Here is a 23,185-nt window from a genome sequence, read left to right as displayed (position 1 = left end):
TTGCTGCTTTCACTTAACTACGTCGCATCCGGACCATGCTACGGGGAACCGCCGGACTCTCCGAGGCAGTCTCCCTAAGACATAGAATGTGTTTTTTGTGGCGTATCGACTGACTTTGTTGCAAACCTTAGCGCGAATTTCATGCGTCGATACAGGTGCCAAACGGACTTGCAGAGGAGAACTTTGATGACCAGCTCAACATATACCGCAGTGGCTGCTTCCGAAACGGGCGATCCGTTGTTGCTGACTCCTGGGCCGCTTACTACGTCGCGCACCGTCAAGGCTGCGATGCTGCACGATTGGGGCTCGCGAGACGCAAACTTCGTCGAGATCAACCGATCCACGCTCGCGCGCCTTGCCGACATCGCGAACGGCGCGGGCGAGTGGGTGACGGTGCCGATGCAGGGCTCGGGCACTTTCGCGGTCGAGGCGATGCTGACGAGCTTTGTGCCCCCGGACGGCACCGCGCTCGTGCTGATCAACGGCGCCTACGGCAAGCGGGCGAAGCGCATCCTCGAGATCGCGCGGCGCGAGACGCTGGTCTACGAGACCGCCGAGGACACGCCGCCCGACCTCGGCGAGGTCGAAGCGATTCTCGCGCGCACGCCTTCGATCACCCATGTGTTTGCCGTCCATTGTGAAACCACGGCAGGCATACTGAACCCGATCGCGCAGCTTGGCGCACTCGCGGCGAAATACGGCAAGAGTTATCTGGTGGACTCGATGAGCGCGTTTGGCGCGCTCCCCCTCGACGTGCGGTCGATGCACATCGACGCGGTAGCCGCATCGTCGAACAAATGCATTGAGGGCGTTCCCGGCCTCGGCTTTGTGATCTGCCGGCGCGAGGCGCTCGAGCGGACAAAGGGGAATGCGACTACGCTGGTGCTCGATTTGCAAGACCAGTGTGCCAACCTGGAGAAGACCAGCCAGTACCGCTTCACGCCGCCGACCCACGTGATTGTCGCGTTTCATCAGGCACTCGAAGAGTTTGTCGCCGAAGGCGGTGTGGCGGGTCGCGGGGCACGCTACCGGAACAATTGCCGGATACTCGTTGAGGGCATGCGCGCGCTCGGCTTCAGGCCGCTGCTGCCTGATGCGTTGCAGGCTCCCATCATCGTCACGTTCCATATGCCCACGCATCCGCGTTTCGTGTTCCAGCGCTTCTACGACAGCCTCAAGCAACGTGGCTTCGTGATCTATCCGGGCAAGCTCACCGTGGCTGAATCGTTCCGGATTGGCTGCATCGGCCGCATCGGCGAGCCCGAGTTGCGCGCCGCACTCGCAGCGGTCCGCGAGGTGCTGGACGAGATGGGTGTGACCGAACTCGGCGCGTCAGTCACCGGCTCGTGAGCGGCTGTCAATCGCAGCATTCGTGCAACGTTCGAAACTGGAAACACGGCGTTCTGCCCGTGAGGCGCAGCAGCGCACCGACCTGCGCCCTCAGTGACTGAAGATGCGGCGCCCCACTACTTGTGAATGGCGCCGCGCACGCTCGTCACATCGCGTGTCGTAACGGGCGGCGCCGCGTTGCCCCACGTATTGCGGATAAACGTCAATACCTGGGCCATTTCCTCATTGGTCAGTTTGTCCGCGAAGGACGGCATCTTGCGCGAAGGCGGCCCATTCTCCGTGTGCGGAGCCGCGCCGCCTTCTACCAGCAGACGCACGAGCGATGTGGTTTGGGGCGCGAGCACCGCGGGATTGCCCGCCAGGCGCGGATACTTCTGCGCGACGCCGAGCCCGTCCGCCTGATGGCAGCGCGCGCAGTAGCTCTGGAAAATGCCGGCGCCCGGCCGCTCGACGTCGCCGGTACGCAGTGCCTGCACGGTTTGCTGCGCCGCGCGCGAATGCATGTCGTAAAGCCCGGCCGGCTCACGCGCCGGCAAGCTCTTCAGGTACGCGGCGATGGCGTTCAGGTCGTCATCGCTCAGATACTGCGTGCTGTCTTCGACGACCTGAACCATGCTGCCGAACGTGACAAGTCCCCCACCGTGCCCGCTTCTCAGGAACGCTGCGATGTCCTGCGCCGGGACGCGTCCGAGACCCGCACCGGGATCGCCGGTCAGATTCGGCGCGAACCAGTGATCGTTGGTGCCGCCTGTCAGGTACAGATGCGCATTGCCGTCATAGCCGCGCTCCTCGTACGCCGGACCGCGCGGCGTATGGCAGGCGCCGCAGTGGCCGAGCGATTGCACGAGATAGGCGCCACGATTCCATTGCGCATCGTGTCCGGGTTGCTGCGCATATCGCCCTGCCGGCACGAACGCCCAGTCCCAGAACATCAGCGCCCAGCGCTGGTTGAACGGAAAAGGCAGGCGCGTTTGCGGCGCCGGCTTTGCGACGGGTTTGACGCCATGCATGAAGTAAGCGTAAAGCGCGTGCATGTCGTCGTCGTTGATCTTCGCGAACGATGGGAAAGGCATCGCCGGATAGAGCCGCTTGCCGCCGGGCGCAACCCCGTCGCGCAGCGCACGGGCGAAGTCGTCATAGGTGTAGCGGCCGATTCCATCGACAGGATCCGGCGTAATGTTCGACGAGTAGATCGTGCCGAACGGCGAGGCCATGCCCAGGCCACCGGCAAACGGAGCAGGCAGGGCCGCGGGGCCAGTCTGGCCGGCGGCGGGCGCTGCGGTGTGGCAGCCCGCGCAATCGGCCGCTTTGGCCAGATACGCGCCACGGGCCACCAGTGCGGCATCGGGCACCGCTTGTGCGGCCTGCGCAGGCGGCGCAGCCTGTTCGGCCGCACGAAGCGCCGCTGACCCGCCCAGCGTTCCCCCACAGAGCACAGCGCAACCGGCCAACAGCGCCGCGTAGAGTCGCCGGTTGCCGAGCCGGCCACCGATTCGGCCACTGATGCGGCCTTTCGCGGCCAGGAGTAAAAAAAAGCGCACGTTCATCTTCACCACCGGCACGGCGAGACAATAAGCACAGCAATATCGGTGGCGATCAGTGCGAACACGAACAGCGTGCTGGTCATCACGCCCACCCGCGCGAGGAAACCATCCAGCAGACCGGGTTCGTTGTTCGCATTGCCTGGCATTCCAGAGCGAATCCGTTTGACGAATCGGACGTTGCGCCACGCAATGATGGCACCGCAACAGCCAAGCACGAGACAGACGGCGTTGACGGCAAGAATGGCCGCATCGAGCCACGGTATCGCCGGGGCCGCGAGCGGACGCGTGTGAGGAAAGCAACTTTGTGCGGCCAACGCCTCTGTGATGCCCATCTGCACAACCCATGCGAACGGCGCGGCAAGCATGCCGATCAACACGCGCGAGCCGTGCAGACGTGGCATACCGGCGAGCGTCGACGCATGCGCCGGTGGTGGCGTGTCAATTCTGGCCGGACTCATGATGCGCCCCGCAACAGATAGGGCGTCAGATACAAGGTGGTGAAGATAAACAGCCACACCACATCGACGAAATGCCAGTACAGGCCGCCGATCGTCAGCGCGACGCAGCGCCGTTCGTCGAAGTAGCCAAACGCCGTCCACAACAACAGCAGGAACAGCACGACGATGCCCACCGCGACGTGCATCATATGAAAGCCGGTGATCGTAAAGTAAAGCGAGCTATATAGCTGCGCAGTCAGTCCGTATGGGTGGTTATGCCATTCGCGCAACTGGATGCCCATGAACGTCACGCCGAGTACAACTGCCACCGCCATCGACGCAACGCCCCAGCGTAAGCGTCGCCGCCGCACGCAGCGCTCGCAGAACCAGACAAAGCCGCTGCTCGACAGCAGGATACCGGTGTTCAGAATGCCGAGACCAAGCTTGGGCAGTCCCTCCGGCGGCCATTGCTGACCGGTTTGCGATGCAAGGTACAGATACGAAAAGATCAGATAACCGAACAGCGACCCCTCGGTAACGATCAACGTGAGACACCCCCACCAGCCGCCGGAGCGCTCGCCGGCACTGCCGACCGGCAGGGTGTAGTCGCTGCGTGCTGTGAGTGCGTCCATGTCAGTCCCCCGCGTCGGTCACGGTCTGCGGTTCGCGCTGGATCAGCGCGCGTTCGGGCCACAACCACACGACGATGGTGACCGCACACGCGAGCAATGCCGCCGCGGTAAAAATCCCGGCGCGCAGCGCGAGCCCGGCGAACACCAGCGTCGCGAACAGGCCGAGCCAGAACGGCGCATACGAGTCGTCCGGCATTTTCAGAATTACATCCGGCCTGCCTTCCAGCGCTGTGGTACCGAGCGCCTCGCGGCCTTCGCCTAGCAGAAACCCTTCATCGAGCTTCGAACGTTGACGTGGCGCCTCGCCGGCCGTCCCCTCCTCCATGCGCCCTTCCCACAGCGGGTGCCGGCTCGCGACGAATGGCAGCACCGCGAAGTTATACGGCGGCGGCGGCGACGAAACGGACCATTCGAGCGTCGGCGCATCCCACGGGTTGTCGCCGGCAACGGCACCATGCCTGATGCTATACAACAGATCGACAAGGAAAATCAGCACGCCGAACGCGAACACGAACGAACCGAGCGACGTCACCATGTTCACGGTATTCCAGCCCATATCGGGCGGATAGGTATAGATGCGCCTCGGCATACCCAACAGCCCGGCGATATGCATTGGAAAAAACGCCACGTTAAAACCGACGAACATCACCCAGAAGCCGATCTTGCCAAGCCGCTCGCTCATCATCCGGCCGGTGAATTTCGGAAACCAGAAGTAGATTCCGCCGATTACCGGAAACACGTTGATGCCGAGCAGCACGTAGTGCAGGTGCGCGACCACGAAATACGTGTCGGTCAGTTGCCAGTCGAACGGCACGGCGGCCGTCATCACGCCCGACACGCCGCCCACCACGAACAGCAATACAAAGCCGGCGAAGAACAGGAACGGCACACGCATGACCGGCCTGCCCGTCCAGATCGTCGCGATCCATGCGAACGTCGCCACCGCGCTGGGCACCGCGATCACCATGCTGGCCGAGCCGAAAAATGACAGCGCGAGCGGCGGAATGCCAGTTGCAAACATATGATGGATCCACACGACAAAGCCCACCAGCATGGTCGCCACAGTGGAGATCGCCACCGGTCCGTAGCCGACCAGAGGTCTGCGGCAAAACACCGGCAACGCATCGGAGACGATACCCATTGCCGGCAACACAACCGCGTACACCCACGGGTGCGCGAAAATCCAGAACAGGTGTTGCCAGAGCAAAGGCCGCCCGCCGTTGAGCACGTCAAAGAAATGGGTCCCTACGCGCCGGTCCAGCCAAAGCAGAAAAAACGCCAGGCTCACCGAAGGAACTGCCAGCAGGTTGGCGCCCGAAGCGGTCAACGTGCCCCACACCAGCACCGGCAGCCGGTCGAGCGACATACCCGGCGCACGCATTCGCAGCAGCGTGACGACAAAGTTGATCGAACCGACGGTGGTCGAAATGCCGAGCAGCACCATCCCGAGTGCATACACGTCGATATTGGGTCCCGTGTTGTACTCGAGGCCGGATAGCGGCACGTAGTTGAACCAGCCAGCATTCGGCGCTTCGCCAAGGGGGAAGCTCGCATAGAGAAACAGGCCCGCGAACACAAACACCCAATAGGAAAATGCATTGAGGCGTGGAAACGCCATGTCGCGCGCGCCGAGAATCAGTGGCCACAGGTAATTCGAGAAGCCGGACAGCACGGGCAGCGCGTACAGGAAAATCATCGTCACGCCGTGCATCGTGAAGAGCTGGTCGTATTGTTCGGGCGTGAGCAGCGTCGCGTTGGGGCGCGCCAGTTGCAGACGCATTAGCAGCGCTTCAATGCCGCCCGCCAGCAGAAACAGAAAGGCGGTGACCAGATAGCGCAGACCAATGGTCTTATGATCGACCGTCGAGAACCAGCCGCGCCAGCCCGGCCGCGCTTCCCATAGCTCCCGCAAGCGCTTCTCCTCAGCACTGCCTGCTTCGATACGGCCGACGCGCAACGTGCGCGACAGGCGTAACGGGTCGGCTTGCGCGGGTGACACGGTGGGTGCGGCCATCGGCTCGGCTCCTTTGTCAGTGCAGCGTGGACAGATACGCGGACAGCGCGGCGGCATCGGTAACGCTTAGCGCGATGGACGGCATCAGCGAATCCGGTTTGATCTGTTGCGCATGCTGGACCCAGTCGAGCTGATTCGCGGCGGTATTGGTCAGCGCGCCGGCGGCCAGCAGCCGGCGCGAGTCCAGGTGCGTCAGATCGGGCGCCTGCACGCCCAGCGCATCGGTGCCGCGCACCGTGTGACAGCCGGCGCAGCGCTCGCCAAAGAGCCGCTGACCCGCCGCTGCTTCCGCGCCGCTCACCGGTTGCGCGGCCTGCCCCTGAGCGCGGCGCCACGCGTCGAAATCCTGAGCGCTTTGCGCGACCACCTCGAACGCCATGTGCGCATGCTGCGCGCCGCAAAACTGCGAACACTGGCCGCGATAAGTGCCGGGCTGATCGGCCTCGATCCATTGTTCGTTGATCTGCCCGGGAATCGTCTGCGTTTTGCCGGCCAGTTGCGGCACCCAGAACGCGTGAATCACATCGGCGCTCTGCAATTCGATCTTCACCGGCTCGCCCACCGGAATATGGATTTCGTTGGCGGTCACGAGGTTGCGAGCCGGGTCGGCCGCATCGCTGTAAGCGACTTTCCACCACCAGTCGTAGGCGGTGACGGCGATTGTCAGGTTCGGCCGCCGGGCTGGTGAGGCGACGGTTTCGAGCGTCATCAGTACGTAGACAAGCGTCGCGAATAGCACGACCGACGATATCCCGGTACCGATATAGATCCACGCCATCCCGCCCCTATTCGCATATACCGCGGTGGGGTCGGCGCGCGGCCGTCGGCGCACGATGGCGATACACAACAGCACCGCCACCAGCACCGACACCGAGACGGCCAAGGTGGCGAGCATCCAGCCGAGGCGCATGGTCGGCGCGGCGGCAGGACCGGCCGCGTGCAGAAAATAGTTGAGCGGCGCGACGCCCGGCGTGCCTTGCGCGGCGGCGGGCGGCGCGCCGAACGCTACGGCGAGCCATGCCGGCACCGCCCATCTGCGCATGGCAGGGCCGCCGCGAACTATCGTTGCGAACCGTCGCCGTATCCGCATTCGTGCCGTCTCCGAGAGCTCTGGTTTCTACGGCAGGACGCGCTGAGCGAGAAGGTCCTGCGTGTGGGCAAATAGCAAAAAACAGGCCTCGCCGCAAAAGGCCGGAGTCGGCAAACGCGTGTAACGCCATGCAGGTGTGCCATCCCGAAAGCCGTGGCAGCAGGGCCAAACGGGCACATCGATTGCTGACCCACGTCGATACGCCGTAGACGCACGCAGTCGACGCAACGCACCGCCAAGGGTGCGCGTTGCGCCGGCAAAATGTCGTCCGCCGTGTGGACTTCTGGCGCGATCCGGATGCAGGTCTTGACGATCACGCTGTCACGTTTTGCGAAAAAAGTACCCTTCGTCGGAACAAATTCCAATGTCAGATCAAAGCGCCCCCTCTCAAAGCGACCAGGACCGTGAAAGAACCGGGGACCCGCCGGAGGGCACTCCCAGCGATCACCATCAGCAAAACAGCCGGGACGGCAAGGAAGGCAAAGACGGCGACTCGTCGGACACCCGCAAGCGCTCCGGCAAGAAACCTTTGATCATCCTTGGCGCGGTAGCCGTTCTGCTCGCGATTGCCGGGCTGGTCTGGTGGTTCGCGACACGCAATCAGGTCAGCACCGACGATGCCTACACGGACGGCAACGCCATCACGATGGCGCCGAAAGTATCGGGCTACGTGGTTCGGCTCGCGGTCAACGACAACGTCTATGTGCACAAAGGCGACCTGCTGCTTGTCATCGACAAGCGCGACTACCAGGCGCAGGTGGACGCGGCACGCGCGCAACTGGGCCTCGCGCAGGCGCAGTTAAACGCGGCCCAGGTACAGCTCGACATTGCGCGCGTGCAATATCCCGCCCAGTACCAGCAGGCGAAAGCGCAGATCTCGTCGGCCCAGGCGAACTACCATCAGGCGCAGGCTGCGTACGAGCGCCAGCATGCGGTCGACCAGCGCGCCACCTCGCAACAGAACATCGACACCGCCGACGCGCAGCGGCAAACGGCCAGCGCCAACGTCGAACAGGCCCGCGCGCAACTGCAAACCGCGAGTCTCGTGCCGCAGCAGATCAGACAGGCCGCAGCCGCCGTAGAAGAACGGCGTCAGCAGGTTCAGCAAGCGCGCGCGCAGCTCGAGCAGGCCGAACTCAACCTCTCGTATTGCGAAGTACGTTCGCCATCCGACGGCTGGATCACGCGCCGCAACGTGCAATACGGCACCTTCCTGCAGGCAGGCGTATCGCTCTTTTCGATCGTCACGCCGCAAGTCTGGATCACCGCCAATTTCAAGGAGTCGCAACTCGAGCGTATGCGTCCGGGCGACAAGGTGAACGTCGAAGTCGACGCCTACCCCAAGCTCGATCTGCACGGCCATGTCGATAGCATCCAGCTTGGCAGCGGCTCGCGCTTCTCGGCGTTTCCCGCAGAAAACGCAACGGGCAATTTCGTCAAGATCGTCCAGCGAGTCCCCGTGAAGATCGTGATCGACGACGGTTTGCCGCGCGATCGGCCGCTCGCGCTCGGCTTGTCGGTGACGCCGAAGGTTTACCTCAAATGAGCGCAAGCGACGCAAGCGGCTCGAATCCGCCCCAGCAGGACGGCGCGCAGTCGAACTGGCAGCCCGCCGGCAACCCCTGGTTGATTGCCGTGGTTGTCACGCTCGCCGCGTTCATGGAAGTGCTCGACACGACGATCGTCAACGTGGCGCTGCCGCATATTGCCGGCACCATGTCGGCAAGCTACGACGAAGCCACCTGGACATTGACGTCGTATCTGGTCGCCAACGGCATCGTGCTGCCTATTTCAGGATTTTTGGGCCGTGTGCTGGGCCGCAAGCGCTATTTCCTCGTCTGTATTGTCGCGTTCACGATCTGCTCGTTCCTGTGCGGTATCGCAACCAATCTCGGGCAACTGATCGTATTCCGGCTTCTGCAGGGCTTCTTCGGCGGCGGTCTGCAACCGAATCAGCAGTCGATCATTCTCGACACCTTCCCGCCCGAACAGCGCGGCCGGGCGTTCTCGATCTCGGCGGTCGCGATCGTCGTCGCGCCCGTGCTGGGCCCCACGCTCGGCGGCTGGATCACCGACAATTTTTCGTGGCGCTGGGTGTTCCTGCTCAACGTGCCGGTGGGCGTGCTCACCTCGCTGGCGGTGATGCAACTGGTCGAAGATCCACCGTGGCGCAAACGCGAATCGAAGGTGTCGATCGACTATATCGGCATTGCGCTGATCGCAATCGGTCTCGGCTGCCTGCAGGTCATGCTCGATCGTGGCGAGGACGACGACTGGTTCTCGTCGCCCTTTATTCGCACCTTCGCGATCCTGGCGGCGCTGGGAATCGCCGGAGCGATCTGCTGGCTGCTGTATGCAAAGAAGCCTGTTGTCGATCTGGACTGCCTGAAGGACCGCAATTTCGCGCTCGGCTGCGTGACGATCGCCGCCTTCGCGTCGGTGCTTTATGGCAGCGCGGTGCTGGTGCCGCAACTCGCGCAGCAGCAACTGGGATATACGGCGATGCTGGCCGGGCTCGTGCTGTCGCCAGGCGCACTGCTGATCACAATGGAAATTCCGCTTATCAGCAAGCTTATGCCCTATGTGCAAACGCGCTTTCTCGTCACCTGCGGATTTTTTCTGTTGACCTGTGCACTCGCCTATTCGCACCTGCTCGTGCCGGATATCGACTACGCCACGCTCGTCAAGATGCGCAGCGCGCAGTCTCTGGCGATCGGCTTCCTGTTCGTGCCGATTACCACGCTCGCCTATCTGACCGTGCCGCAGCGCCTGAACGACGATGCGTCGGCGCTCTTCACGATGTTTCGCAATGTGGCCGGTTCGATCGGCATCTCGCTGTCGACGGCATTGATCCGAGAGCGCACCCAGGCGCGCATGGCCCACCTGTCCGGGCATCTTTCGCCGCTCTCGCAAAACTATAACGACACGCTGCAACGCACCGCGCAAACCGTCGCGGATATGACGGGCCAGCCCTTCGCGCAGGCCTTGCAGACCGCGTCAGGACGCCTCTACGAAACCTTCATTTCACAAGCGACGATTCTGGCCTATGTCGACGTGTTCGCGATTCTCGCGGTGTTCTGCTTTCTGTGCATTCCGGTCACGTTCTTCTTTTCGCCGGCCAAAGCGGCCGGCGGTGCGGGAGGCCACTGACATGTCGCGTGTGGTCGCCGCTTTTTCGCTGCGTGTGCTGATCGTGGCGCTTGCCGGCTCGCTTGGCGCATGCACGGTCGGTCCGGATTTTCACGCGCCGCACGCCGATGTTCCCGCGCAATGGCACGATCCGCAGCAAGCGGCGTCCGCAGCAGGTGCGGCATCGCCCGAGGCGGCGGCTTCAAAACCGACCGAGGACTCCGATCCCGATCCGCACTGGTGGCGCAGCTTCGGCGACCCGACACTGGACGCGCTGATCGACCGGGCCGCCAAAGGCAATGTCGATCTGCAGGAGGCGCTGCTGCGCATCGTCGAAGCGCGCACCCAGGTGCAAAGCGCCGCCGCTCAAGGACTGCCGGATGTGCGCGCCACCGGCAGCTATGCGCGCGAACAGCTCGGTGTCAAAGGTTTCCTCGAATCGCAGGGGGTGTATAACAAAGTCGACCAACTGGGTGCGCCGAACTCGCCGGTCAATCAGCTAGCGCCGGGCGCGGGCGCCGCAGTGCAAAACGGCGCCAATAACCTTCTCGATCAACTGACAGCGCCCGTCAATCTCTGGCAGGCCGGCTTCGACGCGTCATGGGAACTCGACCTGTTTGGCCGCGTGCGCCGTTCGGTCGAAGCAGCCAGGGCACAAACCCAGGCCGCCATCGAGAGCCGCAACGACGCATTGCTTTCGCTGGAGGCGGAGGTCGCGCAGACCTATGTGCAATTGCGCGGCGCACAGGCGCAACGGCAGATCGGCGCCAACCTCGTCGACCAACAGCGCGAGATCGTGACACTCACACAGAGCCAGGCGCGGGTGGGCCTCGCCAGTGAACTCGACGTGAAAAGCGCGGCCGCGCAGCTCGCGCAAACGCAAGCGCAACTGCCCCAATTCGATCAGCAGATCGCCCAGGCGCTGAATGCGCTCTCGTATCTGCTCGGTGAGCCGCCGGGCTCGCTTGCCGGCGAACTCTCGGCGCCTGCCGCCGTGCCGCCGGTGCCGCCCGCGGTGCCGGTGGGGCTGCCCGCCACGCTGGCGCGGCGGCGGCCGGACATCCGTCGCGCCGAGGCGAATCTGCACGCGGCGACAGCCAATGTCGGGGTAGCGGTCGCCCAGTTCTACCCCGACATTTCGCTGACCGGCGAAATCGGCACGCGCGCGACCCACGCGAGCGATCTGTCGCGCTGGTCGCATCTGTTCTATTCGTTCGGCCCGAGTATTTCGCTGCCGGTGTTCGAAGGCGGCGCGCTCGTGTCGAACCTGCGTCTGTCGCAGGCGCAACAGGCTGAAGCAGCGCTGGACTACCGCAAGACCGTTCTGATGGCGCTGCGCGACGTGGACAATGCGCTCGCGGTGTACCGCACCGATCAGGACCGCCGCGCCGCGCTCGACGCGGATGTCGCCGCGCAGCAAGCCGCCTTCGAGTTGGCGCGCGAAAGCTACCGCAAGGGTCTTGTCACGTTCATCAACGTGCTCGATGCCGAGCGGCAACTTGCGCAGGCCCGCCAGCAGGACGCACAAGGCACGATGCAGGTCAGCACCGATCTGGTTGCACTTTACAAGGCGCTGGGCGGCGGCTGGCAGGACGCAGCAACAGCGGCCGCTGCACCGCGCGCGCCGCATCGGTTCGAACCGATGCCGCAGTAGCAGCACCAAGGCGACAGATACGGAGCACCGTGCGCACGGCCGGCTCGGTGACTGGCGCTTCGCCGCGAAGCACACGACCATCTTCCTGCCGCGCGTATTTCTTTCGAAGCGGGCCCCACCGGCGGCCCAATGGAGATTCCACCCGAAGAGAGGCTCGACCATGCAACTCATGCCACTTGTCCTCACCTGGCAAGACTTCGCTATCCGCCTGGCGGTGGCGCTGGCCGCCGGCACCGCGATCGGTTTGAATCGCGGCGAATCGGGCAAGCCCGCAGGCTTGCGCACGACATTGCTGGTTTGCCTCGCCGCCTGCATCGCGATGCTTCAGGTCAATGTTCTGCTGCAGCAAGCCGGCAAACCCGAACATTCATTCGTCGTGCTCGATCTGATGCGTCTGCCGCTCGGCATCCTGTCCGGCGTCGGTTTCATCGGTGCCGGCGCGATTCTGCGCAAGGACGGTCTCATCACGGGTGTGACGACCGCCGCCACGCTGTGGTTCGTCACGGTGATCGGACTATGCGCGGGAGGCGGCCAGATTGCGTTGGCCGCCGCAGGCACCGCCCTTGGACTCGTCGTGTTGCAGGTGCTGGGCGTGCTCGAACGCCATCTGCCGCGCAATCATCACGCATGGCTAACGATCGAATACGCCGCTCTATCGCACGAGCGCGACGCAGCGCTCGCGCGTCTCGAACAACAGCGCTGCCACGTGGAGTCGAAGGGCATGCGCATGAATGCAAGCAACGGACTGCTTGAGGAGCGCTTCGACGTCCGCTGGCGCGCGACGCTGAAGAACGACGCGGTTGAACGCGCGATGAACGCGCTCGTCGGCGCCAGTCGTCACGCCGCGTCATGGTCTGTCGAGGAATGAGGCCGGCCGCCATGCCGCATCACGCCGGAACGGACGTATGAACGCCGTCGGCTCGCAAGGAGGTGTATTACGCGCGGGCCGTCAACGTCGCCGGTTGGCGCACGCGAATTCTTACGTTGTCTTTACCGTTTCTACGCCGAACCAAACAAAACAGACAGGTACGCGCGTTGCTCGACGTTGGAATACGCGCACTCAACCCGTGCTGCCGGACGCTGTGGATCACGCGTATTTACCTGACCTCTGGCGCGGCATGGCGTTACGCGTTGGACGCGACTCATGCCCGTCATCCGTTTGTGGAGACTGCAATGACTCAAACCGTCGGTGATTTTATTGTAGAAAGACTGCATGCCTGGGGCGTACGGCGTATCTACGGGTACCCGGGAGACGGCATCAACGGCGTGTTCGGTGCGCTGAACCGGGCGAAGGGAAAGATCGAGTTCATTCAGGTCCGGCACGAGGAAATGGCGGCATTCATGGCCTCGGCGCATGCGAAGTTCACCGGCGAATTGGGCGTATGTATCGCCACTTCCGGACCGGGCGCCTCGCATCTGATCACCGGACTTTACGACGCCCGTATGGACCATATGCCCGTGCTGGCGATCACCGGGCAGCAGGCGCGCGCGGCAATCGGCGGCCACTACCAGCAGGAACTGGATCTGGTCTCCATGTTCAAGGACGTTGCCGGTGCATTCGTCGAACAAGCCAGCGTGCCGTCGCAAGTCCGGCATCTGGTCGACCGTGCGGTACGTACCGCGCTGTCGGAGCGCAAGGTCACGGCAATCGTGCTGCCCAACGATCTGCAGGACCTCGCCTATGAAGCGCCGGGCCGCAAACACGGCACCCTGCACTCCGGAGTCGGCTACCGCGCCCCCCGACTCGTTCCCTACCCTGACGATCTGCAGCAAGCTGCCGAGGTGCTCAACGCCGGCAAGAAAGTTGCCATTCTGGTCGGCGCCGGCGCGCTGCACGCTACTGACGAAGTCATCGCCGTCGCGGAAAAGCTTGGTGCGGGCGTTGCCAAGGCCCTGCTCGGCAAGGCCGTGCTGCCGGACGATTTGCCCTGGGTCACGGGTTCGATCGGGCTGCTCGGCACCAAGCCCAGCTACGAGCTGATGAGCGAGTGCGACACCTTGCTGATGATCGGCTCCGGTTTTCCCTACTCCGAGTTCCTGCCGAAAGAAGGCGCCGCCCGCGGCGTGCAGATCGACCTCAAGGCCGACATGCTGAGCTTGCGCTATCCAATGGAAGTCAACCTCGTGGGCGACAGCGTCGAGACGCTGCGCGCGTTGCTGCCGCTGCTCGAACAGAAGCAGGACCGCGCATGGCGCAAGAAAATCGAAGACTGGACGGCCGACTGGTGGAAGACGCTCGACAAACGCGCCCATGAAGCCGGCAAGGACGGTATGAACCCGCAGCGCAGCGTCTGGGAACTCTCGTCGCGCATCCCGGCAAATGCGATCGTTACAAGCGATTCGGGCTCATGCGCGAACTGGTATGCACGCGATCTGAAGGTCCAGCGCGGCATGATGTGCTCGCTCTCAGGCGGTCTCGCATCGATGGGCGCGGCGGTGCCCTACGCGATCGCCGCAAAATTCGCGTATCCCGAGCGGCCCGTGATCGCGCTGGTCGGTGACGGTGCGATGCAGATGAACAATATGGCGGAACTCATCACGGTGGCCAAATACTGGCAACAATGGGCCGATCCGCGCTGGATCTGCATGGTGCTCAACAACGGCGATCTGAATCAGGTGACGTGGGAGCAACGGGCGATGGAAGGCGATCCGAAGTTCGAGGCGTCGCAGAACATTCCTTCGGTGCCCTATCACCGTTTTGCGGAGTTGATCGGTCTCACCGGCATTTACGTCGACGACGCCGAGCGCATGGGCGAAGCATGGGACCGCGCGCTGTCCTCGGACCGCCCGGTCGTGATCGAGGTGAAGGCCGACCCGAATATTCCGCCTCTGCCGCCACATATCACGTTGGCGCAGGCGAAAGCATTCGCCTCGACGCTCATCAAGCGCGATCCGAATGAAGGCAACGTGATCGTCGAGACAGCGAAACAGGTACTCGACGCCGTGCTGCCGGGGCATCGCGATAAATGACGCCGGACGAATTTTCGCGTGACGCAGGTGATCTGCCTCGGTTATGTCTCGAGCACGAAGGCAGCTAACGCGCATGGCCCCTGCCGGGCGCCCTCACCGCATTGACAAATGTAAAGTCCGACGCCGACAGGTCCCGCCTCGTCGGCGTCGCGTCAGCGGGCGGATATCCCGCAAGCGCGGACAGCGGCCGTGCGCCTATTACGCGCGGCGCGGCTGACTCGAGAGTTGCTCGATCAGTTTCCTGTTGAATGCGGGCAGATCATCCGGCTTGCGGCTCGTGATGAAGTTGCCATCCTCGACAACCTGTGCGTCCACCCACGTACCGCCGGCATTGCGGATATCGTCATGCAAACTTGGCCAGCTCGTCATCTTGTGGCCCTTGACGATGCCCGCCGAGATCGGCAGCCAGCCGCCATGACAGATCACCGCCACGGGCTTGCTGGCGCCGTCGACGGCCCGCACGAATGCCTGTGCTTCCGGAATCACGCGAATCGCGTCGCTGTTCACCACGCCGCCGGGCAACACCACCGCATCGTAATCGTCGGGATTGACCTTATCGAACGTGACGTCCACGTCGACTGTTTCACCTTTGTCGACGTGCTTGAAGCCCTGAATCTTGCCCGGTTTTTCCGAAATCACGTGCACCTCGGCTCCGGCGTCCATCAGCGCGCGCTTCGGTTCGAGCAACTCGGCCTGCTCGAAGCCGTCAACCGCGAGCACCGCTACCTTGCAGCCTGCGAGTTTATTGGCCATTTCTCCTTCTCCATTGGAAAACCTACAGAAAATCAGCGACGATCACATATCCGGTCCGATGCTTCCAGACGATTCGTCGCCCGTGAAAGCCACCGCCGCACGATAGCGTGCAACAGCAAAGCTCGCAGGATTCGCCGCATGCGCCGTGCCTGCCGCGCCCGAGGAAACCGCAACTCACGTCATACATCTGTCCCGGCAGGCGTGCGACCGGCATCGCCCTGTTCGTGCTTCTCTACTCGCGTCTCCGCCTGCTTTTGCGCAGCCTGCGCGCAACGCCGCAGCAACTGCTGGAACGACGCAACAACGGGGACCGTGCGCGCCGGCACCGCGACGGACGAATAGTCACTCGTGGATTCGCCTGCCGCCGCCATGCCCAATACCACCGCACGGGACAACCGCGCCTCGCTCAAGCGAAGCACCAAGTTCCGCAGATAGGGCGGCAATTCGCTTGCGTCGAACGAAATCACGCATATCAGCGGATGCGAGGCGAGCCGGGCTTCGTCAAGCCGCCCAGCGGCAAACCGCTCATAGCTTGCCTGCGATGCGTCGAAACCGTGCCTGTTCAGCAATTGCACGGCGATGGTGACCAGCAGATCGTCCAGCTTGCCGCGACCGCCTATACACAGCACGGGTACGCGTTGCAACGGCTCGCCGTCCGCTCCGAGTGCCATCACATCGCCGGCCTCTTTCAGTCCGGCGACGACCGCATGCGTCGCCGACCGCAGCAGCCTGATCTGAGCGGCCGGCACGACACCGCGCCGGATGTCGGCATGCGCCATCCGCAGGCCGGCCAGCACGGCGGTGTCGTAATACGCCGCCAGCGAGCACGTTTTCAGCATTGCGTTGGCCTGCTGCAACGCCTCCATCGGATCGTTGGCGAGCAGGCGCTGATAGAGATTTTCTGCCGGCGTGAGCCCAGGGCGATCGCCGAACAGGACATCGAGGAATTCGAGCCGCTCGACGTGGCGGCCGAGCGTTACCGCGCACAGCATCAGCGGGGTCGAAAGAACCAATCCCACCGCTCCCCATAGCCAGCTCCAGAAAATTGCCGCGACGATCACGGCAAGCGGCGACAGTCCGTTGCCATGCCCGTACACCAGCGGCTCGATAAACTGACTCGCGACGCCCTCGGTCACGGCGAAGAGACCCACGGTGCCGACCGCCATCAACCAGCCGGGGCTGACCGCCGCGGCCATGACCGTGGCCATGAATGCCGCGATCCAGGCGCCGACGTACGGCACGAATCGCAGTAGCGCCGTCATCACGCCGAACAGCAGCGAGCCTGGCATCCCGATGATCGCAAGGCCGATTGCGACGACGACGCCGACGCCGGCATTGATCGCCAGTTGCATCGCAAAGTAGCGGCTCAGGCGGCCGGCGGCTTCGCCGATTGCCGTTGACGTGCGATGCAGGTCGCGCGAGCCGAAGAGCCGGATCATCCGGTCACGCAAGCGTTCGCGCTCAAGCAGGATGAAGATGGTGACCACCAGCACGATACCGGCTGTCGCGAGAGGACTGACCACGGGCGACAGATAGCGCTGCGCCAGATCGATCGGCGACGGCGTGGGTTCGTGCACCTCGACGGGTAGTGGCGCACTTTCATTCGCGGAAACCGGGTTGTCGGTCCTGCGCGCGTCGCGTGACGGCGGCGTAAAGCGCTTTAACGCATTCGACGTCATCGCGAGCAACGTGTCAGCGCGACCGAGCGTATTTTCCTGCACGACGTTGAGCTTGCGTTCAATAGTCCGCTGATACTGCGGCAGCCCCTCCGCCAGTTGCGCCACCTGCGCGCCGATCAGCACACCGACCGCCGACAGGGCTGAAAGCGCGAATAGCACCGCGACGATCACCGACGGCAACCGTCCAAGACGCAGCCGCCTGAGCAACCCGACGAGCGGCGCAACGATGAAGCTGAGCAGCACGGCCAATGTGATCGGAATCAGCACGCCCCGCCCGACATACAGCGCGGCGATTACGACCACGCCGCTCGCCAGCGAATTCAACGCTCGCAAACTCTGTGCAGCAGGGGCCAGTTCCGGGCGGACCGGCGACTGACGTGGGGGTATGTGGCTGTTCATGACGAGGGGCGAGCTGGGAGGGGCGCTATTCGCATAGCGAACCCTGTGCAAGCGCCGTACCTGGCGAGCGGGCGTCGCGAGCCGGAGGGCCGCCGCAGGCGCAGCGAAGAAAAGCTGTCTTTTCAGCATGCCTCCCGTCTACTGACACGCGCGATCAGGCACAGGTTATGCGCGCCCGACATCGAACTGAAGCCAGTCAACCGACCAGCATACGGAGGGAAACGATGAATACCCATGCAGGACGTTCACAAGACGAGCGGGTCGCCGCACGGAAACATCGGAAACAGCAAGCGCAAGAACAGCCGGGAGGGCCAAAAGCTGTTGAAGGGACCCAACCCGATGCAACGCATAGCAGCGGCGAATTGTCCGAAGAAGGAAGGGAGGTGTGGCGCAGAGGAGCAGGTATGGACGGAGGCGGGAAGACGCGCTGACGAATTATCCGCTCGAATGGCTATGAGGATGCAGTCCGGTTAGCTGATCTGTAACCTCTACAACAGCGCGTAGATCACGAACCTTACGTCCCGTCGCGCGAGTCCTCCGGCAATGTTCTCGCCAACGTGCCATCTTTCTTCGGAATGCGCATCATGGAAAGTCAATACAACGGATACTCCATCCATGTCTCGGCCAGCCTGATCGACGGCGAGATCGTGAGCTATGCGCGCATCTATAACTCGCAGGTCGATGCCGCTGTTGCCGAAGATACACACGAGATGGAATTCCATCTGCCGTTCGTCGACGAACATGAGGCAATGGCGCTTGCACGCGAGCGCGCCGTTGCCTGGATCGATGAACATTCGCCGTGACGTCTCCCACAGACGGAAGGGGCGCGTGCGGCGACCTGATCGGCGTAAGGCCAAAGTCTTTGCGACCCAATGCAAGGGGCCGTTTCTAGCTCGCTATGGCAATGACATTGCATGAACGCCTGCTCGTCATCTCGCCGCATCTAGACGACGCGGTTCTCAGTTGCGGCCTGCTGCTTGCCACCCGTCCGGCGGCGCTCGTGTGTACTGTTTTCGCTGGAGCACCGAGCAATAACATGACGACCGACTGGGACCAGGCGTCCGGATTCCCCGACGCGTTCACAGCGATGTCCACACGCAAAACGGAGGACGTCCACGCTCTCGCCCTACTGGGCGCCCATCCAATCCATCTTCCTTTCCGCGACGCGCAATACCACCAGTCGCCGCCTCTCGACTCGCTGGCCGCCGCTCTGGCGCAAATAGTCACGAAGGTCGACCCGGTGACAGTAGTCATTCCACTGGGTCTGTTCCATTCAGACCACAAACTGGTGGCCGACGCATGCCTCGCGATGCTGCGGGGTATCCCCGCTCCCTCGATGTACGTCTATGAAGATGTGCCATACCGGCGCATACCCGGCGTGGTGCAGTCACGCCTGGGCGAGCTTGCAAGGCGCGGCTATGCAGCGACTCCCGAGGAGAACCTCGGCGCGCAAGCAGATGCGCGGCATCGGCAAATGAAGCAAGCGGCGATTGGCGCGTATGAAAGTCAGTTGCGCGCATTCGGCCCAGACGGAAGAGCCGGTCTCGTCGCACCCGAGCGCTACTGGCAACTTCACGATAAGGAACGCACAGCCGGGATGGGCGAATGGCGCTCGAACGCGATCTGATGGGCACGGCGCTTGCGCGATTGTTCTGCCCGTCGCCAGAAGGAACGCACTGCATGGATTTGAAACGGTTTGATCAACGAATTTCCGTTGTCGTCCTGACCTGCAACCGGGCCGATGAACTGACGACGACTCTCGAGCATCTGCTTGCCCTTCCGGAAAATCCACCTATCGTTGTCGCCGACAATGGATCGAGCGACGGCACCATCGCGCTCGTCAGGAAGCGGTTCCCAATGGTCCGCGTGATCGAATGCGGCGGCAATCTCGGCGCCGCCGGCCGCAACCGCGCGGTCGCGTGCGTGCGCACCGATTACGTGGCCTTCTGCGATGACGACACGTGGTGGGCACCCGGCTCGCTCGAGCACGCCGTGCAACTGCTCGACGCGTGGCCGACCGTGGGCGTGCTCAGCGCGCGCGTGGCCGTCGGCGATGATGAAACCACCGACCCGACCTGCGCCGCGATGCGCGCGAGCCCGCTCGGCAGCGACGGGCTGCCCGGCCCTGCGCTGATCGGCTACATGGCGGGTGCGTGCGTGTTCCGCACCTCGCTGTTTCGCGCCGTGGGCGGTTACGAGCCACGACTGTTTATCGGTGGCGAAGAAGAACTCGTGGCGCTCGACGTACTGGCAACGAATCATTCAATCGTCTATTGCGAGCAAATGACGGTGCACCATCATCCGTCGGTTGTGCGCGACAGTGGCTTGCGACGCCGCATGCTCGCGCGTAACGCGGCATGGATCGCATGGTTGCGTCTGCCGTGGCCGCAAGCATGCCGCGCGACGCTACGCGCACTGGCTGCGCTCACGCGTGAAGGCAGCTTCGTGCGCGACAGCGTTGCGTTGCTGCACGGACTCATGTGGGCACTGCCGCGCCGGCGCGTAGTGCCGCCGGCCGTACTGAGCCTGCGCGAACGCGTGCATGCCGTCGAGCAATCGACGGGCGAGATGTCAGCGAAGGACCGCGCCGAGGCCGTCGTGGGCGAAACGGAAGCCCGTACTTGAGCCGATAGTGAGTTGATGCAGCGAGCGGCCGAAACGCGAAGGCGTTTAAGGAGCCGTGGCTGCACGCGGTCGATCGGCTGCCAGCTTCCTGATCTCCGCGATCAGCCTTTCCGGCGCCACCGGTTTCGGCAAATGTGCCTTAAAGCCCGCTTGTTCGGCACGCACACGGTCTTCAGTCTCGGCGTAGCCGGTCAGCGCGATCGCCGGCAAGATCGCATGCGTGCTACCGGAGCGTTCGCTTTCGAGCGCGCGTATGCGACGCAACACGTCGTAACCGTCTTCCCCGGCAAGCACAATATCGCACAACAGCAGGTTCGGCCAATCGCTCGTTTGCGTGCGTCCTAGCCAATCCAATGCTTCCGCACCCGACGACGCGAGCCGAACCCGCGCGCCATTCGTGCTCAACACCGCTTCGAGGGCGTCGCGCGCTTCTTCCTGATCGTCGATGGCCATCACAAGCAGATCGTCGAGCGGCTTCGCGCCTTCTCCACGCAGCGTCGGCGCCGCGTGCGGCCTCGCATCGGCGACGGCACGCAGCGGCAGTATCGCGACATACGCGAGCCGCCCGTGCAGTGGCATCAGCGTAAAAGCGCCGCCCGCGCTGGCGAGCGTCGCTTCCATGCGCTGCGCCGCCGACTCCGATAGCTCCGCCGGCTTGTCGCCCGACCCCAGCACGCTGAGCCACGCATGGTTGTTATGCCGCTCGACCCGCAACACGATCCGCTCGCCGGGCCGCGCCTGCACGATTTCGTTGCGGCACAATTCCGCGATCGCGGGTTGCAGAACGCCAGGATCGCCGGTCACGCGCAAATCGCTGTCGCTGAGTTCCACCTGCACGGCCACGTGCCGCGCGGCGATTTCGTCGTGCAGCGCGTCGACCGCGCCGGAGGTCAACGTGGCGAGGCTGACCGATTGCGCGGTCAGCTTGCGCTGCGCATGCTCGAGTTCACCTTGCTGCCCTTGCAGCGACCACATTTTCGCGTACACGCCGTCACGCGACAGCAGTTCCCGATGCGTGCCCTGTTCGACCACGCGGCCATGCTCCATCACGAGAATCCAGTCCGCGTCCACCACGGTGGAAAGCCGATGCGCGATCACGATCGACGTGCGGCCTTGTGCGAGGCGTGTCAATTCGGTCTGGATCGCGCGCTCGGAGCGCGTGTCGAGCGCCGACGTCGCCTCGTCGAAAACGATAATGCGCGGGTCTTTCAGAATGGCGCGAGCAATCGCGATGCGCTGACGCTCACCGCCCGACAGGCGCACGCCACGTTCGCCGACGCGGGTGTCGTAATGATCCGGCAGCCGCTCGATGAACTCGTCCAGTTGTGCGGCACGCGCGGCGCGCACGACATCCGCACGCGTGGCGGAGGGCCGCCCGTACGCAATGTTGTAGGCAATCGTCTCGTTGAACAGCACGGTGTCTTGCGGCACGATGCCGATGGCTTCGCGCAGGCTTTGCTGCGTCACCTTGCTCAAATCCTGGCCGTCGATCCGGATGGCGCCACGGTCGGGCTGATAGAGCCGGAACAAGAGCTTCACAATGGTCGACTTGCCCGACCCGCTGCCGCCGACCACGGCCAGCGTCTTGCCCGCATAGGCATGGAAATCGACATCGCGCAGGATCGGCCGCGCCGGGTCGTAGCCAAAGTCCACGTGCTCGAAGTCGATCTTGCCCACGCTCACGACCAGCGGTTGCGCGGCGGGTTCGTCGATGTCCTCGCCCACTCGCCCGCGCGCCGCGAGAATCGCGAACATGCGCTCGACGTTGACCATCGCGTCATTAGTCTCGCGAAAGACGAAGCCGAGCGTATTCAGGGGCATGCAGATCTGAATCAGGTACGCATTAACCAGAATCAGATCGCCGACACTCATGGTGCCGCCCACCACACGTTGCGCCGCGAGCAGCATGATCGCCGCAATGCCGAGCGCAATCACCGCGCTCTGTCCAACATGCAACGCGGTCAACGCACGCTGATTCGCCGTTCTGGCGTGTACCCACTGTTCCAGCACTTCGCTGAGCCGCCGTGTTTCTGTCTCCTCGGTTGCGAAGTACTTAACGGTGTCGTAGTTCAGCAAACTGTCGACCAGCCGCCCGTCCGATTTCGCCTCGAGTAAATTGACAGCGCGTTGAAATGCAACCCGCCGCCGCGTGAAAATGAACGTATAGACCGCGTAGCAGCCAAAGGTGGCGGCAATCGCCAGTGTGAATTCGCGCGCGTAGCCGCGCACCATGATCGCGACGATCGCCGCGATCTCAAAGGCCGTCGGCACGATGGTGAACAAGGCGACGCCCAGCAAAAAGCCGATACCGTCCGCGCCTTTCTGTACGTCGCGCACGATTGCGCCGGTTTCTCGCCGGGTATGAAACCGCGCGCTCATACGGTGCAGGTGCGCGAACGTTCTCTCGGTGAATGCGGCCACGGTTCGCTGCGTGACGATGCTGAAGACCACATCGCGGGCTTCGTTGAGCGCGTCGCCGAGGAAGCGCAGCAACGCATATGCCAATACCAGAAAAACGGGAAATAGTGCCTGCGCAACGGGATGGCCGAGTCCGTCGACGATATGTTTCAAAACCAGCGGAATCAGCACCACCGCCAGCTTGGCCGCCACCATCAGCAAAATCGACAGCACCGTCTGTTTGCGATAGCGCCATACGGCGCGCGCGAGCTCGGAAACGATCCGACTGGTGAGCTGGGAACGGGGTAATCGCGCAGAAGATGGCGGGTTCGGTGAATGTGTCATGGGGTCCCGGATACTGCATCTCGACGCGAACGCGCAGCAAGCCGCACGCCCGCGGCATTCGGAAAACGGCATACGTATTGCCGTTTTTGCAAATCTTCTACCTCCTCCGACCATATGCGTGGCAGTACGGAAGAAATTTCCACGCACCCAGCCTTACATCCGCGCTT

Annotated in this window: 18 protein-coding genes; 10 read left to right on the top strand and 8 right to left on the bottom strand. The window is 63.4% G+C overall.

The window, feature by feature from the left end; all coding sequences use genetic code 11:
* The first annotated feature begins 186 nt into the window (after nt 1-186).
* Complete coding sequence (locus tag AC57B6_RS25450; protein WP_042273624.1) at nt 187-1,350, top strand: 2-aminoethylphosphonate--pyruvate transaminase; 1,164 nt, start codon at nt 187-189, stop codon at nt 1,348-1,350.
* 116 nt (nt 1,351-1,466) lie between these two features.
* Here AC57B6_RS25450 and AC57B6_RS25445 read toward each other — a convergent pair whose 3' ends face one another.
* Genes AC57B6_RS25445 through coxB form a run of 5 tightly spaced genes read right to left on the bottom strand, consistent with a single transcriptional unit; the run spans nt 1,467 to nt 7,019 of the window.
* Nucleotides 1,467-2,897 carry a c-type cytochrome gene (locus AC57B6_RS25445; protein WP_496422336.1) on the bottom strand — a complete coding sequence of 477 codons (1,431 nt, stop codon included), beginning with the start codon at nt 2,895-2,897 and terminating at the stop codon, nt 1,467-1,469.
* A gap of 2 nt (nt 2,898-2,899) precedes the next feature.
* A complete protein-coding gene (locus AC57B6_RS25440; protein WP_496422335.1) occupies nt 2,900-3,352 on the bottom strand; it encodes a hypothetical protein in 453 nt (150 codons plus the stop codon).
* Nucleotides 3,349-3,963, bottom strand: a complete 615-nt coding sequence (locus AC57B6_RS25435) for a cytochrome c oxidase subunit 3 (RefSeq protein WP_496422334.1) — start codon at nt 3,961-3,963, stop codon at nt 3,349-3,351. The genes AC57B6_RS25440 and AC57B6_RS25435 overlap by 4 nt, the downstream gene beginning before the upstream one ends.
* Before the next feature lies 1 nt (nt 3,964).
* A complete protein-coding gene (ctaD, locus tag AC57B6_RS25430) occupies nt 3,965-5,977 on the bottom strand; it encodes a cytochrome c oxidase subunit I (protein ID WP_106352600.1) in 2,013 nt (670 codons plus the stop codon).
* Nucleotides 5,978-5,993: 16 nt separating this feature from the next.
* Complete coding sequence (gene coxB / locus AC57B6_RS25425) at nt 5,994-7,019, bottom strand: cytochrome c oxidase subunit II (protein ID WP_496422333.1); 1,026 nt, start codon at nt 7,017-7,019, stop codon at nt 5,994-5,996.
* Between the two features lie 412 nt (nt 7,020-7,431).
* Between coxB and AC57B6_RS25420 the strand changes: the two genes are divergently transcribed.
* From AC57B6_RS25420 to AC57B6_RS25400, 5 genes are all read left to right on the top strand, one after another.
* Nucleotides 7,432-8,613 (top strand): HlyD family secretion protein, encoded by a 1,182-nt coding sequence (locus AC57B6_RS25420; RefSeq protein ID WP_496422332.1) that lies wholly within the window; start codon nt 7,432-7,434, stop codon nt 8,611-8,613.
* On the top strand, nt 8,610-10,217 hold the full coding sequence (locus AC57B6_RS25415) for a DHA2 family efflux MFS transporter permease subunit (protein ID WP_496422331.1): 1,608 nt from the start codon (nt 8,610-8,612) through the stop codon (nt 10,215-10,217). Before AC57B6_RS25420 ends, AC57B6_RS25415 begins: the two co-directional genes overlap by 4 nt.
* 1 nt (nt 10,218) lies before the next feature.
* The gene (locus tag AC57B6_RS25410) at nt 10,219-11,850 is read left to right on the top strand and encodes an efflux transporter outer membrane subunit (protein ID WP_496422330.1); all 1,632 of its coding nucleotides are present in this window, start codon (nt 10,219-10,221) and stop codon (nt 11,848-11,850) included.
* Between the two features lie 160 nt (nt 11,851-12,010).
* Entirely contained in the window at nt 12,011-12,718 is a 708-nt protein-coding gene (locus AC57B6_RS25405; protein ID WP_496422329.1) for an MgtC/SapB family protein, read from the top strand.
* 305 nt (nt 12,719-13,023) lie between these two features.
* Nucleotides 13,024-14,820: a thiamine pyrophosphate-requiring protein gene (locus AC57B6_RS25400; RefSeq protein WP_454807939.1), complete on the top strand. Its 1,797-nt coding sequence runs from the start codon at nt 13,024-13,026 to the stop codon at nt 14,818-14,820.
* Nucleotides 14,821-15,018: 198 nt separating this feature from the next.
* Here AC57B6_RS25400 and AC57B6_RS25395 read toward each other — a convergent pair whose 3' ends face one another.
* Both AC57B6_RS25395 and AC57B6_RS25390 read right to left on the bottom strand, forming a co-directional pair.
* A complete protein-coding gene (locus AC57B6_RS25395) occupies nt 15,019-15,573 on the bottom strand; it encodes a type 1 glutamine amidotransferase domain-containing protein (protein ID WP_496422328.1) in 555 nt (184 codons plus the stop codon).
* 179 nt (nt 15,574-15,752) lie between these two features.
* Nucleotides 15,753-17,651, bottom strand: a complete 1,899-nt coding sequence (locus AC57B6_RS25390) for an AI-2E family transporter (protein ID WP_496422327.1) — start codon at nt 17,649-17,651, stop codon at nt 15,753-15,755.
* Between the two features lie 224 nt (nt 17,652-17,875).
* Here AC57B6_RS25390 and AC57B6_RS25385 point away from each other — a divergent pair, with 224 nt between their 5' ends.
* From AC57B6_RS25385 to AC57B6_RS25370, 4 genes are all read left to right on the top strand, one after another.
* Nucleotides 17,876-18,082 (top strand): hypothetical protein, encoded by a 207-nt coding sequence (locus tag AC57B6_RS25385; protein WP_082094441.1) that lies wholly within the window; start codon nt 17,876-17,878, stop codon nt 18,080-18,082.
* A 153-nt stretch (nt 18,083-18,235) separates the two neighbouring features.
* Nucleotides 18,236-18,454 carry a hypothetical protein gene (locus tag AC57B6_RS25380; protein WP_030099101.1) on the top strand — a complete coding sequence of 73 codons (219 nt, stop codon included), beginning with the start codon at nt 18,236-18,238 and terminating at the stop codon, nt 18,452-18,454.
* Nucleotides 18,455-18,555: 101 nt separating this feature from the next.
* On the top strand, nt 18,556-19,278 hold the full coding sequence (locus AC57B6_RS25375; protein ID WP_474631306.1) for a PIG-L deacetylase family protein: 723 nt from the start codon (nt 18,556-18,558) through the stop codon (nt 19,276-19,278).
* A 53-nt stretch (nt 19,279-19,331) separates the two neighbouring features.
* Nucleotides 19,332-20,276, top strand: coding sequence for a glycosyltransferase family 2 protein (locus tag AC57B6_RS25370; RefSeq protein WP_496422326.1), 945 nt, complete (start codon nt 19,332-19,334; stop codon nt 20,274-20,276).
* 45 nt (nt 20,277-20,321) lie between these two features.
* On the opposite strand, the gene AC57B6_RS25365 is transcribed toward AC57B6_RS25370, so the two are convergent.
* Nucleotides 20,322-23,018 carry an ATP-binding cassette domain-containing protein gene (locus tag AC57B6_RS25365; protein ID WP_496422325.1) on the bottom strand — a complete coding sequence of 899 codons (2,697 nt, stop codon included), beginning with the start codon at nt 23,016-23,018 and terminating at the stop codon, nt 20,322-20,324.
* Nucleotides 23,019-23,185: the final 167 nt, after the last annotated feature.

It is taken from the genome of Paraburkholderia sp. BGA-UO-ETr-F12 (assembly GCF_059567945.1).
This window is presented reverse-complemented; position numbering and strand designations above follow the sequence as displayed.

What these genes read in the sequence shown, in the direction of transcription:
- AC57B6_RS25450 (WP_042273624.1), top strand. Translation starts at nt 187, where the DNA reads ATGACCAGCTCAACATATACCGCAGTGGCTGCTTCCGAAACGGGCGAT.
- AC57B6_RS25445 (WP_496422336.1), bottom strand. Translation starts at nt 2,897, where the DNA reads ATGAACGTGCGCTTTTTTTTACTCCTGGCCGCGAAAGGCCGCATCAGT.
- AC57B6_RS25440 (WP_496422335.1), bottom strand. Translation starts at nt 3,352, where the DNA reads ATGAGTCCGGCCAGAATTGACACGCCACCACCGGCGCATGCGTCGACG.
- AC57B6_RS25435 (WP_496422334.1), bottom strand. Translation starts at nt 3,963, where the DNA reads ATGGACGCACTCACAGCACGCAGCGACTACACCCTGCCGGTCGGCAGT.
- ctaD (WP_106352600.1), bottom strand. Translation starts at nt 5,977, where the DNA reads ATGGCCGCACCCACCGTGTCACCCGCGCAAGCCGACCCGTTACGCCTG.
- coxB (WP_496422333.1), bottom strand. Translation starts at nt 7,019, where the DNA reads ATGCGCAGATGGGCGGTGCCGGCATGGCTCGCCGTAGCGTTCGGCGCG.
- AC57B6_RS25420 (WP_496422332.1), top strand. Translation starts at nt 7,432, where the DNA reads ATGTCAGATCAAAGCGCCCCCTCTCAAAGCGACCAGGACCGTGAAAGA.
- AC57B6_RS25415 (WP_496422331.1), top strand. Translation starts at nt 8,610, where the DNA reads ATGAGCGCAAGCGACGCAAGCGGCTCGAATCCGCCCCAGCAGGACGGC.
- AC57B6_RS25410 (WP_496422330.1), top strand. Translation starts at nt 10,219, where the DNA reads ATGTCGCGTGTGGTCGCCGCTTTTTCGCTGCGTGTGCTGATCGTGGCG.
- AC57B6_RS25405 (WP_496422329.1), top strand. Translation starts at nt 12,011, where the DNA reads ATGCAACTCATGCCACTTGTCCTCACCTGGCAAGACTTCGCTATCCGC.
- AC57B6_RS25400 (WP_454807939.1), top strand. Translation starts at nt 13,024, where the DNA reads ATGACTCAAACCGTCGGTGATTTTATTGTAGAAAGACTGCATGCCTGG.
- AC57B6_RS25395 (WP_496422328.1), bottom strand. Translation starts at nt 15,573, where the DNA reads ATGGCCAATAAACTCGCAGGCTGCAAGGTAGCGGTGCTCGCGGTTGAC.
- AC57B6_RS25390 (WP_496422327.1), bottom strand. Translation starts at nt 17,651, where the DNA reads ATGAACAGCCACATACCCCCACGTCAGTCGCCGGTCCGCCCGGAACTG.
- AC57B6_RS25385 (WP_082094441.1), top strand. Translation starts at nt 17,876, where the DNA reads ATGAATACCCATGCAGGACGTTCACAAGACGAGCGGGTCGCCGCACGG.
- AC57B6_RS25380 (WP_030099101.1), top strand. Translation starts at nt 18,236, where the DNA reads ATGGAAAGTCAATACAACGGATACTCCATCCATGTCTCGGCCAGCCTG.
- AC57B6_RS25375 (WP_474631306.1), top strand. Translation starts at nt 18,556, where the DNA reads ATGACATTGCATGAACGCCTGCTCGTCATCTCGCCGCATCTAGACGAC.
- AC57B6_RS25370 (WP_496422326.1), top strand. Translation starts at nt 19,332, where the DNA reads ATGGATTTGAAACGGTTTGATCAACGAATTTCCGTTGTCGTCCTGACC.
- AC57B6_RS25365 (WP_496422325.1), bottom strand. Translation starts at nt 23,018, where the DNA reads ATGACACATTCACCGAACCCGCCATCTTCTGCGCGATTACCCCGTTCC.